Source organism: Rouxiella silvae, assembly GCF_002093625.1.
Classification (GTDB): domain Bacteria; phylum Pseudomonadota; class Gammaproteobacteria; order Enterobacterales; family Enterobacteriaceae; genus Rouxiella; species Rouxiella silvae.
Genome location: NZ_MRWD01000042.1, coordinates 1 through 16,393 on the forward strand (window position 1 = coordinate 1; position 16,393 = coordinate 16,393).

Annotated in this window: 14 protein-coding genes; 3 read left to right on the forward strand and 11 right to left on the reverse strand. The window is 51.9% G+C overall.

Features of this window, described 5'->3' with window-relative positions:
- Window positions 1–126: 126 nt before the first annotated feature.
- Entirely contained in the window at window positions 127–2,316 is a 2,190-nt protein-coding gene (gene fhuE, locus BS639_RS16545) for a ferric-rhodotorulic acid/ferric-coprogen receptor FhuE (RefSeq protein WP_084983665.1), read from the reverse strand.
- A gap of 267 nt (window positions 2,317–2,583) precedes the next feature.
- On the opposite strand from fhuE, the gene BS639_RS16550 reads away from it, so the two are divergent.
- Window positions 2,584–3,678 carry a YncE family protein gene (locus BS639_RS16550; protein WP_084983666.1) on the forward strand — a complete coding sequence of 365 codons (1,095 nt, stop codon included), beginning with the start codon at window positions 2,584–2,586 and terminating at the stop codon, window positions 3,676–3,678.
- A gap of 93 nt (window positions 3,679–3,771) precedes the next feature.
- On the opposite strand, the gene dcuR is transcribed toward BS639_RS16550, so the two are convergent.
- Both dcuR and BS639_RS16560 read right to left on the reverse strand, forming a co-directional pair.
- Entirely contained in the window at window positions 3,772–4,491 is a 720-nt protein-coding gene (gene dcuR / locus BS639_RS16555) for a two-component system response regulator DcuR (RefSeq protein ID WP_084983667.1), read from the reverse strand.
- Window positions 4,491–6,119: a sensor histidine kinase gene (locus tag BS639_RS16560; protein WP_084983679.1), complete on the reverse strand. Its 1,629-nt coding sequence runs from the start codon at window positions 6,117–6,119 to the stop codon at window positions 4,491–4,493. Before BS639_RS16560 ends, dcuR begins: the two co-directional genes overlap by 1 nt.
- A 248-nt stretch (window positions 6,120–6,367) precedes the next feature.
- Here BS639_RS16560 and mqo point away from each other — a divergent pair, with 248 nt between their 5' ends.
- The gene (mqo, locus tag BS639_RS16565; RefSeq protein ID WP_055780531.1) at window positions 6,368–8,023 is read left to right on the forward strand and encodes a malate dehydrogenase (quinone); all 1,656 of its coding nucleotides are present in this window, start codon (window positions 6,368–6,370) and stop codon (window positions 8,021–8,023) included.
- A 58-nt stretch (window positions 8,024–8,081) separates the two neighbouring features.
- Here mqo and BS639_RS16570 read toward each other — a convergent pair whose 3' ends face one another.
- The 4 genes from BS639_RS16570 to BS639_RS16585 all read right to left on the reverse strand — a co-directional run bounded on the left by BS639_RS16570 (window position 8,082) and on the right by BS639_RS16585 (window position 13,574).
- Window positions 8,082–9,104 carry a substrate-binding domain-containing protein gene (locus BS639_RS16570; protein ID WP_055780527.1) on the reverse strand — a complete coding sequence of 341 codons (1,023 nt, stop codon included), beginning with the start codon at window positions 9,102–9,104 and terminating at the stop codon, window positions 8,082–8,084.
- 30 nt (window positions 9,105–9,134) lie between these two features.
- On the reverse strand, window positions 9,135–10,544 hold the full coding sequence (locus BS639_RS16575; RefSeq protein WP_084983668.1) for a sucrose-6-phosphate hydrolase: 1,410 nt from the start codon (window positions 10,542–10,544) through the stop codon (window positions 9,135–9,137).
- Window positions 10,544–11,914, reverse strand: a complete 1,371-nt coding sequence (locus tag BS639_RS16580; RefSeq protein ID WP_055780521.1) for a sucrose-specific PTS transporter subunit IIBC — start codon at window positions 11,912–11,914, stop codon at window positions 10,544–10,546. Before BS639_RS16580 ends, BS639_RS16575 begins: the two co-directional genes overlap by 1 nt.
- A 79-nt stretch (window positions 11,915–11,993) precedes the next feature.
- Window positions 11,994–13,574, reverse strand: coding sequence for a carbohydrate porin (locus BS639_RS16585; RefSeq protein ID WP_084983669.1), 1,581 nt, complete (start codon window positions 13,572–13,574; stop codon window positions 11,994–11,996).
- 240 nt (window positions 13,575–13,814) lie between these two features.
- Between BS639_RS16585 and BS639_RS16590 the strand changes: the two genes are divergently transcribed.
- A complete protein-coding gene (locus tag BS639_RS16590) occupies window positions 13,815–14,759 on the forward strand; it encodes an aminoimidazole riboside kinase (RefSeq protein WP_084983670.1) in 945 nt (314 codons plus the stop codon).
- Between the two features lie 120 nt (window positions 14,760–14,879).
- Here BS639_RS16590 and BS639_RS16595 read toward each other — a convergent pair whose 3' ends face one another.
- The 4 genes from BS639_RS16595 to BS639_RS16610 form a co-directional block, all read right to left on the reverse strand.
- Entirely contained in the window at window positions 14,880–15,134 is a 255-nt protein-coding gene (locus BS639_RS16595) for a biofilm development regulator YmgB/AriR family protein (RefSeq protein ID WP_055780509.1), read from the reverse strand.
- A 61-nt stretch (window positions 15,135–15,195) separates the two neighbouring features.
- Complete coding sequence (locus tag BS639_RS16600) at window positions 15,196–15,489, reverse strand: hypothetical protein (protein ID WP_084983671.1); 294 nt, start codon at window positions 15,487–15,489, stop codon at window positions 15,196–15,198.
- 47 nt (window positions 15,490–15,536) lie between these two features.
- Window positions 15,537–15,782 carry a regulatory protein YcgZ gene (ycgZ, locus tag BS639_RS16605; protein ID WP_055780503.1) on the reverse strand — a complete coding sequence of 82 codons (246 nt, stop codon included), beginning with the start codon at window positions 15,780–15,782 and terminating at the stop codon, window positions 15,537–15,539.
- A gap of 273 nt (window positions 15,783–16,055) precedes the next feature.
- Window positions 16,056–16,364 carry a hypothetical protein gene (locus tag BS639_RS16610; RefSeq protein WP_055780499.1) on the reverse strand — a complete coding sequence of 103 codons (309 nt, stop codon included), beginning with the start codon at window positions 16,362–16,364 and terminating at the stop codon, window positions 16,056–16,058.
- Window positions 16,365–16,393: the final 29 nt, after the last annotated feature.

Below are 16,393 nucleotides of genomic sequence, written 5' to 3' on the forward strand. Positions count from 1 at the left end.
GTGCGGTATAGTTTTAAATTATTAAATTAATATTTCAGATTTAATAACTGATTTTTATCATTATTTACCCGTGGTGTGCGTGGGGGGCGGTCTCATTTATTGGCCTTCCCCCCTCTTGATATTAAATCAGAATGAGTATGATGCGCTGACAGTGGCGCTGCGTGGTTCGCCATACACACCCTGATCGCTCAGGTAGCTGTAATACGTTCGGTCGAACAGGTTGTCGATGTTAGCCTGTACCGCAAGCTGTTTTGTCACCTGATAACGGGCAAACAGGCTCGCCAGCGGATAACTACTTTGGAAGATGCGCACGGTATCACCAGAAGGCGCAACGGCGTCCTGATAGGTGCGGTTTTGCCAGTTTATGCCGCCGCCGACTGTCAACTGCGGCAGCATGGGCAGGGTATAGCGGCTAAACAGTTTGAACGTGGTTTGCGGAACAAACGCATTCGGACGGCCGTTGGTCGCGTCGGTTGCCACGTAGCGGGTCGCGCCGAAAGTCATTTGCAGATTGTCGGTGATGGCGCCGTTAAGCTCAAACTCAGCGCCTTTGCTCACCACGCCTTTTGCCGCGTAGTAGGCCTGCTCACTGGTACCGTTGACGAATCCGCCGTCTATCTCCTGACCTAAATTGTCTTGCTCGATGCGAAACACGGCGAAGGTCGCGGTGAGTCGGCCATCCAGCCAGGCTGATTTCAGGCCGGTCTCGTAGTTTTTACCGGTCGTCGGGGCGAGATAGTTGCCTGATTCATCGCGGTAGGACTGCGGCTGGAAGATAGAGGTGTAGCTGGCGTAGGCCGACCAGGTGTCGTTGATGTCGTAAACTACGCCAGCGTAGGGCGTGATGTTGTTTTTCGTCATCTCTGCACTGGTGCCCATTGTGCTGTACTGGGTATAGCGTGCGCCAACGATCAGAGAAAGCGGATCGGTCAGCGAGAAGCGCAGGGCGGTGTAGACCGCTTTTTGACGCACTATGTCATCGGAAACCGGCTCCCAGTCGCTCCACTGCGGGTCGGCCAGTTTGCCGTTAAGATTATTGTAATCGCCAATGTCGTCGCTGGAGATATCCGCTGCAGCGCTCGAATAGACATTGTGTTGACGGCTGTAGGTGACACCCACCACCATTTGATGCTGGCGGCCCAGCAGTTCAAACGGGCCGCTGGCGTAGGTATCTACCGAATCCAGCCTGCGGGTTCCCCGGTCTTTGCTGCCGTAGCCGCTTACGCCTTCACCGGTCATTTCATCCGGGAAGCCTTCGGCATAAAGCAGTTTGTCGTCAAACTTTGATTCGGCATGGGTGGCATTCAGGCGGAAGTTCCAGCCGTTGTCGAAGTTATGTGTGAGATTAGCAAAAATTTTGCGCGAGTTGATATCGTAGTGCGCCCAGTCTGCCGACGGGCTGGTACTGCGGCTGTAGTGAGTACGATTGCCGTTGCTATACCAGCTTGGCAGTCCGCCCCAGGTCGGATTACCGGTGTGGTCTTCCTGGAAACTGTAGCCGAGTGAGAGGGTCGTGCTGTCGCTGACGTCGGCGTCTACCACGCCATAAATAAACTTTTTGTTTCTGTGGTAGCGGTCAAGCCAGCTGTCTTGGTCCTGATACCCTGCGACCACGCGGCCGCGCACTGTTCCTTCCTGATTCAGTGGACCAGAGACGTCTACTACGTAGCGCTGTTTGTTCCAGCTGCCGTAGCTGGCACTGATATTGCCGGTAAAATCTTTGCTGTCGGCCTGTTTGCGGACCATGTTTACCGAAGCCGACGGATTTCCCGCACCGGTCATCAGTCCGGTCGCGCCGCGGACCACTTCAATACGGTCATAAATGGCCGTGTCATCACCGGCATCGCCGAAGTTCCACACATCATTAACGGAGGTCGGAATGCCGTCGAAGGTGTAGTTGTTAATAATAAACCCGCGAGAATAGTAGCCTGAGCGCTCACTGTCATAAATATAAGGCGAGACGCCGGTGGTGTTATTCAGTACATCGCCCACCGTTTGCAGGTTTTGGTCCCGCATGCGCTGCTGGGTGATCACGCTCAACGACTGCGGCACGTCACGCGGAGTCAGCAGCAGTTTAGTGCCCGCGGTGGTGGTCTTTACGCTGTAATCTTGTTGGTCTCCGTTTGAGTCATCACCTGAGGCATTGACCACCATCACATCAGGTGTTGAGGGTGCGCTGCGAGTGGTTTCGGCCGCCTGTGCCAGCGCCGGATTGAGCAGCGAATGCACCGCCAATGCCAAGACAGTGAGGGAGAAAGTCTGTTTGAATGCTGATCTTTGCAGCGGCTTGCTGCGTTCCCTGCTATTAAAACGCATGAATAAATACCGTGAAATATAGATTATTATTGAGAATGTAAATGATAATGATTTGCTTTAAAATTTCCGAATAAGTTCACGTTTAAAATGTAACAACCTGTTATTAATAAGGATATTTCAGGGACTACGGCAGAGGCGGGTAGGCATTTAGGTAAGATAAGACGTTTACTTAAAATATTGTAATGCGTATGATTCTCATTCTTTTTATCAGCTTTCCTCTGCCACTGCGGTCAAAAGAAAGCCGTATGTCCACTTATGGAGTTAAGAATGAAATCTTTGTTCAGTCCGCGTAAGGCCGCCGTTGCACTGGCGATTGTTACCGCTTTTAGTCTTTCAGCCTGCCAGGCACCGGCCAAACAGGCTACTGTGCCAGTAGTTGCGCCTGCTGCGGCAAAGACGGTTGATGCACAGATTTCCCAGCGCACACTGGGGGACGGGCTGTATGAGATGGCTTATTCCGCCGAAGGCAATGCGCTGTATGTCGCTAGCACCCAGTCATTCAAGGACGTCAACGGTGGCATCATTTATCGTCTCGACCCCACTACCTTGGCCACCAAGGGCGAAACGCACACTGATTTGAAAAACTTCGCGCTGGCCGAAGATCCAGACGGCAGCGTGATTTACACCACCAACACGCTGGACGGCGGCATCTCGAAAATTGACGCCAAGAGCGGCAAAGTGCTGCAACGCATGAACTTCAATGAAAAAGCCAAAGACGGTGATCCCATCCCAGCGCGTGAAATTTATTGGCATGCCGGGGCGCTTTACGTCGGTGGCGTCGCGGATTCTGGCGTGATTTGGGTGGTAGATGCCAAGACGCTGAAATTGAAAAAGCGCATTCCAAAGGCTGGGAAATGGGTGACGGGCATTATTTATTCATCTGTTACCGACCGTATTTATGCGGCCAATGGCGGCGGTGAAGTGTTAGTTATCAATCCACACAGCCACAAAATTGAGAAGCGCTGGACGGCCAACGACGGCAAATCCTACCTGTTCCTGAATCTGGCAGAAGACCCAGCAACCGGCCGTCTGTTTGTAACTGACGATTCTAAAGGCAAAGCGACACTGGTGTTTGACGAGCGCACGGGTAAGGTTATCAAGCGTATTGAAGGCGACGCGCTGGGTATTAAATTCAATGCCAAACGCAATGAGATTTACCTCAGCCAGCGCGAGTCGAAGAAAGTGTTGCAGCTTGATGCCACGACCTATGCGGTGAAAAACAGTTGGTCCTTCGACACGCGTCCCAACAGCCTGCTTGTTTCACAAGACGGGCAGACGCTGTATGTGACCCTCAAACAAGACTTCAACAAGGACAGCTCCACCAAGGGGCAGGACGGCATCGCGCGCATTGTGCTGAAATAACGCCGGCTGTTGCAGTTAATCTTTCACGGCAAGGCTAGCTGAAACGGACCCGTTACGGTGTAACGGGTCTTTTTTGCCGGGAGAAGGAGTTCGTTACTGGCAATATTGCAACAGCAGCGGGTGAAATTCGGGTTGCAGGCGATAGCGATAGACCGGTCTGCCGGTGGTGCCGTAGTGAATGCTGGTAAAAAGGATGTTCATCTGTGCCAGCCAAATCAGATATTTACGGCAGGAAACGCGTGAAATACTGACGTCGGCCGCCAGCTCATCGGTAGAGAATTCACTGTCCGGATGTTGGTCTATCCACTGACACAGCGTGCGCAGTGTCTGCTGGGTTAAGCCCTTTGGTAACCGGGTTTGCTCATCCGCCGTCAGGGTGTTGCCGTGGATTAGCAGGTCAACGTCTGCCTGTTGATAAAACGGCTGGTTGTCCATGAGGCGTTTTTTGTGTCGCCAACCCTTTAACGCCTCTTCAAACCGCGAGAATTGAAACGGTTTTATCAGATAATCAACAACGCCATAGTCGAGCGAACTTTTAATGGTTGCCGCGTCGGCTGCCGAAGAAATAATAATTACGTCAATTGAGCGCTCGCCACTGCGCAGCTCAGGCAATAGATTCAGACCGTTTTCCTGCTGCATATAAACATCAAGCAAGACTAAATCCACCGCCGGATGGCCGTGTGCCAGCCGGTCTTTCGCCTGTTGCAGGGTAGACGCGGTGCCGCAGCAGCGAAACCCCGCGACCTGCTCAACGTAGCAACGATTCAACTCGGCCACCATCGCATCGTCATCCACCACTAATACATTGATCATCAATTTATATTTCCTCTTCCCCACGGCAGCTGTATCAAGAACTGAGTATACACCCCCGGCTCCGACTCCACGGTTACGCTGCCGCCCAGACTTTCCGTTTGCTGTTGAACCAGAAACAGCCCCACGCCGCGATCGCTGCCTTTAGAGGACACACCTTTTTCAAAAATCGTTGCCAGCTGTTCGGCGGCAATACCTGGGCCATCGTCGCTGACCTCGCAGGCCAGCCAGCCATTCTGATAATGCAGCATGACGTCAATTTCACCCTGCGGCTGCTGCTCCAAGGCTTCAAGCGCATTCTCAATCAGGTTGCCCAACACGGTAATAAGTACCGCGACCTGTTCGTCGCTGCCGTTATCGGGCAAGAGACTGGCATCGTGAAGTGTTAACTGATGTCCGCGGTCCGATGCCCGATTAATTTTGCTCAACAGGAATCCAGCAATGACCGGAGACTTGATCTTTTGCATCAGCAGGCCAATTTCCGTCTGGTAGTTATTGGCAGTTTGAAGAATAAACGCCTCCAGCTGAGTGTAGTTTTTCATATGCAGCAGACCCAAAATGACGTGCAGCTTGTTCATAAACTCATGGGAGCGCTCAGTCAGGGCATCAACATAGTTAACCATGCCGTCGAGGCGCTCACCGAGCTGGCTGATTTCGGTTTTGTCTCTGAAAGTGCACACCGCGCCGATAATCCTTTGTCCGCTGCGCACCGGCACCGTATTGCTGATAAGCGTACGGCCGCGTACGTTGAGTTTTTCATCATGCCAGGCTTTGCCGTGGTGCAAAGCCTCGTGTAAATGACTGAGCATAATAGAAGATTCAGGGATGGCATCGCCGGTCAGCGGCGCCTCACTGGAGGTTTCACGCAGCAGTTGGCGCGCTGCTTGGTTTATCAGCGTGACGCGCGAGTGCTGGTCAACGGCTATCACGCCTTCTTTGATTGACTCGAGAATGGCCTGGCGCTGCTCAAACAGGGTAGAAATCTCATACGGTTCTAGCCCGAACAGAATATGCTTTAATCGCCGCACCAGAATCAGAATACCCAGCAGGCCGACGACCGCCCCGAACAGCACCGTCCAGAAGATATTCCAGCGACTTTGGGTGATTTGCTGGGCGACGTCATCAAGCGAAATTCCCACCGCCACCACGCCAATTTGCCGGTGTTCGTCGTTGTAAACTGGGGTAAAGGCTCGCAGCGCTTCAACCAGTACGCCGTGATTAACTGAGACGTTTTCACGGCCGTGCAGCGCGGGAATAAAATCATCGCCCACAAAATGTTTGCCGATGTTTTGCAGATTGGGGTGAGAGTAGCGGATGCCGTCCATATTAATCACCACGATAAACAGCAGGCCATCACGATTTCGTACCGCGTTGGCAATCGGTTGGATGAGATTATTTTCACTTGGCAGCGTAAGGCCGCGCTGAATCTCAGGAGAGGATGCCAGCGTGCGCGCCACGGCCATCGCCTTATCCTGCATATGCATGCGGGTGAAGTTATCTATCTGTGCATTATATAAAAGATGCACACTCAGGAGCACGGTGGTGATAACTGCACCGACCATGAGGGTCATCAGAGTACTGAGTTTGATCGGGCGCTTATGTACAGGACTTCGCTGCTGTGGTTGGCTCATCATTACTGTTCAAATCGAATGGGTTAAGGTGCTGGCATGCGGTTAAACATTACCTAGGCTTTGGCGCAGTATAGCGCGCAACGTGAGCGGCGAGGAGGGGACAAAGAGCGGCGACTCTTTTGTAACTAAAAAAACATAAACTCAATATCATTAGTTAATAAACTAAAAAAACTTTAACTTATCGGTAACAATATCTTAAATTCCACGCACTTTTTTAACGACCATCAATAACAAAGTGTAGACTCGGAATGATCAAAGCGAAAAAACTGCTTCCCACGCTCTCTCTTTCAGCACTGTTAGTTTGTTCAGCGGTTCACGCTGAAACCTCACCAGAGAAAACAGACGTGCTCCTCATCGGCGGTGGCATCATGAGTGCCTCGTTAGGAACCTGGCTGGAAGAATTGCAGCCAAGTTGGAAACAGCTCATGGTTGAGAAACTCGACGGCGTTGCGCTTGAGTCCTCCAACGGTTGGAACAATGCCGGTACCGGCCACTCTGCCAACATGGAGCTGAACTATACGCCCGAGCGTCCGGACGGCACCATTGACGTCAGCAAAGCGCTGGAGATCAACGAAGCTTTCATGATCTCGCGTCAGTTCTGGACCTCGCAGGTTAAAGACGGCGTGTTGAACGATCCGCATTCGTTTATCAATTCTACACCGCACATGAGCTTCGTTTGGGGCGATAAAAACGTCGAGTATCTGAACAAGCGCTATGAAGCACTGCAAAAAACCGTGCTGTTCCAGGGCATGAAATTCTCTACCGATCATAGCCAGATCCAGAAATGGGCACCGCTGATTATGGAAGGGCGCGACCCGCAGCAGAAAGTTGCCGCGACCTGGACGCCGGTAGGCACTGACGTCAACTACGGTGAAATCACCCGTCAGCTGATCGGCAGCCTCAAGAAAAACAGCAACTTCAAACTCGAAACCTCTTCAGAAGTTACCGACTTCAAACGTAACGCCGACAACTCATGGCACGTGACGGTTAAAGACGTGAAAAGCGGCACAGAGCGAGAGATTGATGCCAAGTATGTGTTCATTGGCGCAGGCGGCGGTGCACTGAAACTGCTGCAAAAAACCGGTATTCCTGAAGGTGACAACTACGCGGGCTTCCCGGTGGGCGGCTCGTTCCTGGTGACTGAAAACCCGGAAATTGCCAACCGTCATCAAGAAAAAGTTTACGGACAGGCTTCAGTGGGCGCACCTCCGATGTCAGTACCGCATCTGGATGCCCGCTACCTAGACGGCAAGCGCGTGGTGCTGTTTGGGCCATTCGCCACCTTCTCGACCAAGTTCTTGAAAAACGGTTCATTGTTTGACCTGCTGAGCACCACCACTACCAGCAACGTGATGCCAATGACTCACGTAGGTCTGGACAACTTTGACCTGGTTAAATACCTGATTGGCCAGGTGATGTTGAGTGATGACGACCGTTTTGCTTCGCTGAAGGAGTACTATCCGGATGCCAAGAAAGAAGACTGGAAACTGATCCAAGCCGGTCAGCGTGTGCAAATTATCAAGAAAGATGCTGATAAAGGCGGCGTTCTGAAGCTGGGTACAGAAATCGTGACCGATCAGCAGAAAACCGTTGCCGCCCTGTTGGGCGCATCACCGGGTGCTTCAACGGCAGCGCCGATTGCGCTTAGCGTGATGGAGAAGCTGTTCCCGCAGGAGTTCAAATCTGCGGAATGGCAGAGCAAAATTCGCGCCATCGTACCGAGCTTTGGTCAGAAACTGAATGATGACCCTGCGCTGACTCAGCGCGTGTGGGACGAAACTGCGGCCACGCTGCAGCTGGTGAAACCACCGGTTATTCAGATGACACAGAAAGCGGCAGATGCAGCAAATGATGCACAGCCAGCGGCCACTACTGCGCCTGCCAAGAGTGATATGGCGCTGTAAGTCCGTAGAGTCGTCAATCAGTCAGTAATAAAAAAGCGCCGAACTTTCGGCGCTTTTTTTATGCTTCCAGGGATTGCTCATGACGCCAATGCAGCGTCGGCAAAAGATAACGGTGCATGCTTTCTGGCTGTTTTTCATCGATAAGGTCGATGACCATTTCAAAACAGTGTATTGCCAGTTCCCGGCAGTCCTGCGCCACGGTGTCAATTTTTACCGACAGCGAGTCATAGAGAAAGTGGTCATCGAAACCGCAAAGGTGAATGTCGCTGGTGAGCAACTTATGCTGGCTCATGTAGCGTAATACGCCCTCCATCAGACCACAGGAGGCGACGTATAGCGCCTTCGGCGGCCGCCCAAGCCGCGCGCACAGGTTAGCAAACATCTCATAACCGGAGCTTGGGTGATAGTTGCCATAGACTATCCACTCTGGCTTGCAGCTTATGCCAGCGCGCTCTAGCCCCAGTTGAAAGCCGGCCAGTCGGTCGCGGGTGGGGGAGATACGTGGCTGCCCACCAATGAAGTAAAACTCGTCCTGATGATGCTTTGCCACCCGGGCAACTAACTGGGCGGAGGATTCTATCGCCTCGCATACCACCAGCGGCAGTGCGCTATTTTGCATATGACGGTCAAACAACACCACCGGCAGCTGTTGGCTGATCTTCACGTATTCCGCATCATTGAGCATGCTGGACGCAACAATCAGGCCATCGACCTGGCGCTGGATCAGATTATTGACGCCCAGCGTTTCCTGACTGGTATTTTCATCTGTGCAGGCAATCAACAGCTGCATGCCTTTCTCGCGGCACAACGTTTCTAGCTCATTGGAGTAGGCCGCAAAGCCGTAGTTGGTCATTTCAGGCACCACTAACCCGAGCGTAAAGCTGCGCGTTACATTAAGCGAACGCGCATGGATGCTGGGCTGATAGTGTTGTTCGGCCGCCACAGCAAGCACGCGATCTCGGGTGGCATCAGAAATGCGAAACTTTTTGCTGTGGCCGTTGAGTACCTGACTGGCCGTCGATTTCGACACCCCGGCAAGTTCGGCTATGCCACTGATGGTGATACGTTTTGTCTTTTTCACTGCGCCACGTTTTATTATCGGACAAGAGGGTTATTCTATCATGCAATTCGCCAACGGCCAGTAGCTCAGCGCAATCTGCTCACTTCCTGCCAGCGTTAAACGGGCGGGTAAGGTTGGAAAATAGCGTGAGGACATCACTGCCTCACCTTGATTAATAAAAATTTCAATACTGGAGCTGTCGCACAGCACAGTGAGCTGGCGCAGTGCGCCGTGCCAGAACCGGGTTTCAGGCTGGTTAGTACGGCGGTTTATGCGGGTCAGCGTCAGCCATTCACCGTCCCAGACCAGCGCTAATGCCTCGCCAAACTGGGCGCTAAACGGCTGATCAGTGTCTATTTCGACTTCGGCGTGGGTAATATCCCAGTGTGGCGCCTGCTGTGCCGTGCCGCTCCAGGTCTGTTTCTCTCCACGCAGGCGCTGCAGTTCGCGGGCAGGGCGCTGTATGACCTTACCCGCCCACAGCGTCAGTTCACGCACGCAGGTCAGAGTATGGATCCAACCCTGTTCAACGGTAGGCTGATAGAATTCATCGCCGTCAGGAATACCCATCCAGCCAATCATCAAACGACGACCGTCTTCGCTGAGCGTGGTTTGTGGCGCATAAAATTCAAAGCCCAGGTCTAGTTCGTTAAACTCGCCGTGCGGGAATTCACCGCGTTGATAGTCAAGTTCACCCACAAAATAGCCAGACTGGAAGGTGTTTAGATAACGATGCGGCTCGGCGGTTAGTCCCTGCGGACAGCAAATCAGCACATCGTTTTCCGCCAGTCTAAACAGATCCGGACATTCCCACATGTAGCCGAATTCACCTAGCCCGTTAAGTCCGGAACCGGCAATTTCGCCAAGAGATTGCCAGGTCAGTAAATCGGGGGATTGCAGCAGCAGGATTTTGCCTTGCAGGTCGAGGCTTTGCGCGCCGAGCACCATGAACCACTGCCCGTCGTGTTGCCACACTTTAGGGTCACGCACGTGGCCGGTATAACCCAGCGGCAGATTGAGCACTGGCCCTATTTTGTCAAACTCACCGTCGGCGTTTTCACGCGCCAGACATTGGAAGGCGGTGCGGCTGCCGTTGGCATATTTCACGTTGCCGGTGTAAATAAGGGTAAGATGCTGCTTATCCACCACCGCCGATCCCGAGTAGCAGCCGTGCGACTCATACTCCTCAGACGGGGCCAACGCCAGTGGCTCATGCCGCCAGTTGACGAGGTCCAGTGAGCTCCAGTGTCCCCAAAATTTGGCACCGTGCGCGCAGGCCAGCGGGTTCCACTGATAAAACAGATGATAGCGTCCGTTGTGCTGTACGAAACCGTTAGGGTCATTGAGTAAACCGACCGGAGGTGCCAGATGCCAACCCGGGCGATAGGCGCAGGCGTTGGCTTTAGCCTGCCCCGACACTACGCTGCGCAGCGCCTGTTTGAGCAAATGTGCTTCAGTCATTATTCACTCTCCGTTTTGTATTTCAGCAACAAAGACAGCACAAAGGCGCTGCCGAAGGCAATGAGCAGTCCGATAACGTAGCTAAGCATTGAACTGGCTTGCACAATCGCCAGGCCCGGTATAGCCGTCAGGCCTACGGCGGTCATATTGACGTGCATCGCCACCACCCAAGCGCCGCCGAGTGCGCCACCGGCCAGTGCGGCGAGGAACGGTTTCATAAAGCGCAGGTTGATACCAAAAATGGCCGCTTCGGTGATACCCAGCATCGCCGAGAAGGCCGATGGGACGGCGATAGCCTTAATTTTCGCATCGCGTGTTTTAAAATATACCGCCAGACACGCGCCGCCTTGGGCAATATTGGCCATCGACCAGATGGGCAGCAGAAAATTCACGCCGATATTAGGATTACCCAGCAATCCGGCCTCAATGGCATGGAAGCTGTGATGAATACCAGTAATAACGATAACGGAATAGAGTCCGCCAAAAATGAGTCCGGCCATCCAGCCCGCGTGGGTAATCAGGGTGCTCAGTATGAACGAAATGCCGTCGCCCAGTGCGCGACCGGCGGGGCCAATAACCAGAAACGCGATAAAGCCGGAAATAATCACCGTTAGAAACGGCGTAAGGATCAAGTCCAGCGCGTCGGGGATCACCTTACGCAGGCGTTTTTCGATAAAGCTCATAAACCAGACTGCCAGCAACACCGGAAACACGGTGCCCTGATAGCCTATCATCGCAATCTCGAGACCAAAGAAGTTCATGGTATGGAAACCGCTCGCCACGCCCCAGGCATTGGTCAGGGCGGGGTGAGTCAGTATGCCACCCAGTGTGGCACCTAGGAACGGATTACCCCCAAACTCGCGAGCGGCAGTAAAGCCAATCAGGATCGGCAGAATGATAAACGCCGCCGAGCTAAACATGTCGAGCATGATAAAAATTGCGCTGTCGGGGCTGGCCCAGCCGTAAGTTTTAACCATCCCTAGCAGGCCCATCAACAGGCCGGATGCTACAATAGCGGGGATGATCGGCACAAAAATATTCGACAGCACGCGCGCAATGCGCTGAAAAGGATTTAATTTTTGCGCCGCAATGTTGGCGGCCTCTGATTTGCTGGACTCACTGATGCCTGCCGCTTTAATAAACTCTGCGTGGACTTTATTGACCAAGCCGGTGCCAAAAATGACCTGAATCTGCCCGGCATTGCTGAAACAGCCTTTTACGCCTTCTACTTTTTCAATCGCCTTTTTGTCTATCAGGCTGTCGTCGATCAGCACGAGTCTCAGCCGCGTTGCACAGTGTGCCGCGCTGGCAATATTTTCTTTCCCGCCCAGCAGGGGAAGCAGTTGGTTTGCGATTGCGTTGATATTCATAGTATCCCTTAAATTATCCTTGCCTGTCTGCGCCCGTTTAGACCAGGCGCATCTTTGTTCATCAAACCGGTGTCTTTATTTAGAACCAAGTTTCCATTTGAATGCCGAAATTCCACTGCCCGCCTGCGGTAAATCCGTCGGTGCCAAAGGCGTCGCTGGAAGAATAGTTGTCGAGATCTTTGCTCCAGTCCATATAACTGGCGAAGAATCGAATTTCTGGTCGGCTCAGCATGTCGCTGATATCACCGACTTTAAAGGTGGGAGCAAAGGTCAGCTTATAGAAACCTCCGCTGACTTTGTTGTAGCTGTTGTAGCCCCGCGGGTCGAGATTCATATACTGATAACTGCCTTCATAAGCCAGCTCGAAGTTGTCGGTTATTTTCTGAATCAGGCGAGCGTTAAGCGTGACCCATTTGTAATCATCCCCCGAAATGTAGCGATCCTTACTTTGCTGCGCCAATATCGCGGGTGCAATGCTCCAGTCCTTGCTTAGCGGTGTAATGCCGTAAGTTGCCAGACGCAGCGTATTGGCATCGGCAGTCAGGCGGCCATCGGAACCAAGAGCCTTCACTTCTGCCCCTAAGCCGTGACCGTACAACAGCGCCGTTTTAGACGTGCCCTCACGCAGGCCATAGAAGCTATCACCGTGGTAGGCCAACATGGTATGGAAGCCCGTTTCTGCGGCATTGCTGCGGCCCTGTATTGCGTCGTTTTCACGCTGCTGATTGTTTTTGCCGCGCAGTCCACTGAGCATCCACTGCATTGGGCCAGCGAAGTTATTGGCGGTAACAATGTAGTTCTCAATACGGGTATCGTTGTTGTTGTCGTCTTTAAGGTCGTCAAAGTTTCGCCCGTAAAGTGAGAAGTTACTTTTCAGGTTATCGCCCCATTTCACATCATAAATGCCGCCGCCGGTGCCGGAGAGGAAGATGATGTCAGAGTCTAGCCAGTGAATATCGAAGTTGTCGCGGTCGAAACGCTTACCGGCCCATAGCGTGGTGTCTTTAAACGCGCCGGTGAAGGTAGGGAGCGAGCCTAGCTCCACAAACGCCTGACGAACGTTGAGTTCACTGGTGGCGCCGGTCCAGTCGTTATAGCTGCGCTGGCCGTCTGCCAACATCACCTTGTAGCGCGACGTCGCACCGCTGGCCATGGTTTGGCGATGCTCCAGATTCACTTCAACATAGGTGTTGTTTTCATTGCCGAGGCGACCCACTGCGCCACCGGTCTGGCCGGCAGGCGTTACGTAGGGACCGCTTTCCGTCGAGGCGCCTGAGTCGTTCATGATGATGCCTGACCGCGCATAACCACTGAATTTAAAGCCGTCGTCGCCGTGAGATGTGCTCTTTTCATTATTAGCTAGCGTTTCGGTACGCTGTGCCACGTTGGCGGCTTGTTGCTGCGTTTTTTCGGCCGTTCTGGCCACCTCACGCGTCTGAATTTCATTGTTAGCCGTGCGAGTTTCGAGCTGCTTAACCTGTTTTTCAGCTTCGCTGGCGCGCGCCTCGGCCTTGGCCGCGCGGTTTTCAGCCAATTGGAGACGTTTTTCCATCGCATTAAGGCGAGCTTCAATGTCTAGGGGAGAAGATTCAGCACCCACGGCGGCGTTGGAAAGAATAAGACCAATAGCAACAGCGAGGTAGCGAGGTTTGATCATCATTTTTATCACTCTTAAGAGGTTTAATTATTATGGGAAAACATAATTAGCTAAAAAGCTAAACTGGTTTTCCTGCACACAATAATCATTGGCCTCGTCGCTTTGCAATCATGTTAGGCAGTAAAAGAGCGAAATTGTGATCTTGTTGGCAAATCCAATCACTGATGTGATAATTCAGTTGCGCCTGATAAGCTAAACCGGTTTTCTCTTTTATCATAAAGTCATAACACGCAGGGAATGAAGATGAATAATCGAGTGTGGGTGTTGGGAGATGCGGTAGTGGATTTAATCACTCAGGGTGATGACAGTTTCCTAAAGTGCCCAGGCGGCGCACCGGCCAACGTGGCGGTCGGCGTCCGTCGTTTGGATGGCGACAGCGCGTTTATAGGGCGAGTAGGGGACGATCCCTTCGGTAAATTTCTGCAAGATACCCTGCGCGATGAGGGGGTTGACGTAACTTGCATGCTTAAAGACGCCGCGCACCGCACCTCTACCGTCGTGGTTGAAAACGCTGACGATGGCGAACGTTCTTTTACCTTCATGGTACGCCCGAGTGCGGATCTCTTCCTTGAGCCTGGTGATATCCCGCCCTTTGAACAGGGGCAGGTACTGCATCTCTGCTCAATATCGCTTTCAGCCGAACCTTCCCGCTCGGCAGCTGTGTTAGCCATGCAGCGCATGCACACGGCAGGAGGTATTGTTTGCTTCGACCCGAATATTCGCCAAGATTTATGGACAAGCGAACAGGATTTACGTGAATGCCTGCATCAGGCACTGTTGCTGGCGGACGTGATTAAAGTTTCAGAGGATGAGCTGAGCTTTTTAACCGCAGAACCGCAGACAGCGGCGGCCGTCGATATTATGGTACAGCGCTATCGGCCTAAATTGCTGCTGGTGACGCAGGGTAAAAAAGGGGTCACGGTTTATGTACGGCAGACATCATCGATAAGGCATTATTCGGCGCCAACCATCAAGGTTGTTGATACTACCGGGGCGGGAGATGCTTTTGTGGCGGGGCTTCTGGCGGGATTGGCGCAAAGCGGAGTAGAGACTTCAGAGCAGCAGTGGTCAGCCATTTTGGCTCAAGCAATAGCCTGTGGAGCACTGGCAACCACCGCGAAAGGTGCCATGACCGCACTGCCTAACCGCGAGCAGCTTAAGACTTTTCTGGAGACTGAAGCTCGGTAGCGGTTAAGAGCCAGATAAAAGACAATAAATCCGCCACGAAGTAAACGGCACCTTAATCAGTGGTTGGGATGCCGTTTTATCTATTGGGCGTTCTTATTATTTCATCGCGCAATGGAACCACTACAGGTCCGGATCGTCTGGCGTAATGCCTACCACCAACTCCAGCGTTTTACGTAAAATGTCCTGCTCAACCACGTCGAGGGTGGCTTCCATTTTGGCCAGCAGGCTCAAAATAATGGCTTTTTTGGTGATGAAACCTTGCTGCGCGGTAATTTTTCTTATCACAGCACCCAGAACTTCTGTTTCGCTGGCATACAGATCGCCTGCGCTTGCAAAATGCTCGAAAACCTCATTCTCTTCAGAGAGTTGCTGCATGTGCCGTGTCCTCTTAAGGCAAAGTGCCCCGTTATAAATTAAGTTGTGCGATTAAAATTGATCAGTGTTTTTTCTTATCGTCAGTCGGGCCTGATGAAGAAAAAATGTGGCCGACGTTATCGCTTCCGCGGACCTTAAAAGTAGTTTGTTGCCGAGTAGCATTCGCGCTATTGCGGACTTCTGTTATTGCTTTTTCACAGGCACGCTGACGAAGCGCATTTTTCTCAGTAACTGCCATCGATTTGAGTTCGGCAACAAGGGCAGCGGTAGAGACTGGGCCGCCACCGTGCAACATTGCCAGCACGGCTTTCCCCATTACGATATCAATTAATTTTTCGTCGTCATTTCTATTCATATCAGCTTCTCGGAATTCAGGTGCCTATTTATAAGATACCAGAAAACTTATGAATCACGTTCAAGCACCAAGCGAATAAGCTCATGGTAATGCTTTTCCTCGTCAGCGTTTTTTGCGTTCTCGATTCGACTCAGCAATTTTGTGCACAAGTTTCTACGATTCAGGCTCACCCCAGCCCGCAAAATTTCAACCACAATTTGACCCATTGTCTCATCCTGTGAAAGGGCAGGGACATTGTTAAGCATGTAAAGGGTATCGCTCATCTGTGATTTACTGTATTCGTCCTGACGCATAAGTAATCCTTAACACGATGGGGTTGATAACGCTCAATTTTATACGTGCAAAGTTATACACAAGCACGAATTTGTACAACTATATTAGATTTGAATGTTTATTTTTTTTGTCAAAAGATGCTAATCTTTTTAAATCAGATGGTTAACAATTATTTGGGGGCGTTGAAAGGCGGTTTTAAATGTATAGACATGCATAAAATTGATTATTCTTCACATAAAAACACAACGCCAACTGACTGCCCTATAGGCAGGCACGTTGGCGAGTAGGGTGAGTTAACCACGATTTTTCGGGGAAGGTACCAGCCTAATGGTTTGCCTTGAGGGGGCTACACTGCTCCCGTGGTAGTTGGAGTCTAGCCAGCCTGACCTTTCAGGAGACACACTCCCAAGACTGCAATAGCCTTGAAGCCAGCGGCAAACTTCATGCATCAACAACAGTCGATTTTCATCTTCTTCTACTTCGGCCATACTCTTAAGGTTTTTCAGCAACGTATTGACGTTCACATCCTCCCTGTTGAAGATAAGGTTCATTGCCGCCTCGCCAATCAGAGCGTTGCCCTTTGCTTCATCAGAAATAATCATTATTACCTCTAGGATTATTATTAAGTTTA

Bases quoted from the DNA above. Each gene is read 5' to 3' on its own strand.
- BS639_RS16580 (WP_055780521.1), bottom strand. From the start codon at position 11,914: ATGAATATCAACGCAATCGCAAACCAACTGCTTCCCCTGCTGGGCGGG.
- BS639_RS16610 (WP_055780499.1), bottom strand. From the start codon at position 16,364: ATGATTATTTCTGATGAAGCAAAGGGCAACGCTCTGATTGGCGAGGCG.
- mqo (WP_055780531.1), top strand. From the start codon at position 6,368: ATGATCAAAGCGAAAAAACTGCTTCCCACGCTCTCTCTTTCAGCACTG.
- BS639_RS16560 (WP_084983679.1), bottom strand. From the start codon at position 6,119: ATGAGCCAACCACAGCAGCGAAGTCCTGTACATAAGCGCCCGATCAAA.
- BS639_RS16575 (WP_084983668.1), bottom strand. From the start codon at position 10,544: ATGACTGAAGCACATTTGCTCAAACAGGCGCTGCGCAGCGTAGTGTCG.
- ycgZ (WP_055780503.1), bottom strand. From the start codon at position 15,782: ATGCGTCAGGACGAATACAGTAAATCACAGATGAGCGATACCCTTTAC.
- BS639_RS16600 (WP_084983671.1), bottom strand. From the start codon at position 15,489: ATGAATAGAAATGACGACGAAAAATTAATTGATATCGTAATGGGGAAA.
- dcuR (WP_084983667.1), bottom strand. From the start codon at position 4,491: ATGATCAATGTATTAGTGGTGGATGACGATGCGATGGTGGCCGAGTTG.
- BS639_RS16590 (WP_084983670.1), top strand. From the start codon at position 13,815: ATGAATAATCGAGTGTGGGTGTTGGGAGATGCGGTAGTGGATTTAATC.
- BS639_RS16595 (WP_055780509.1), bottom strand. From the start codon at position 15,134: ATGCAGCAACTCTCTGAAGAGAATGAGGTTTTCGAGCATTTTGCAAGC.
- BS639_RS16585 (WP_084983669.1), bottom strand. From the start codon at position 13,574: ATGATGATCAAACCTCGCTACCTCGCTGTTGCTATTGGTCTTATTCTT.
- BS639_RS16550 (WP_084983666.1), top strand. From the start codon at position 2,584: ATGAAATCTTTGTTCAGTCCGCGTAAGGCCGCCGTTGCACTGGCGATT.
- fhuE (WP_084983665.1), bottom strand. From the start codon at position 2,316: ATGCGTTTTAATAGCAGGGAACGCAGCAAGCCGCTGCAAAGATCAGCA.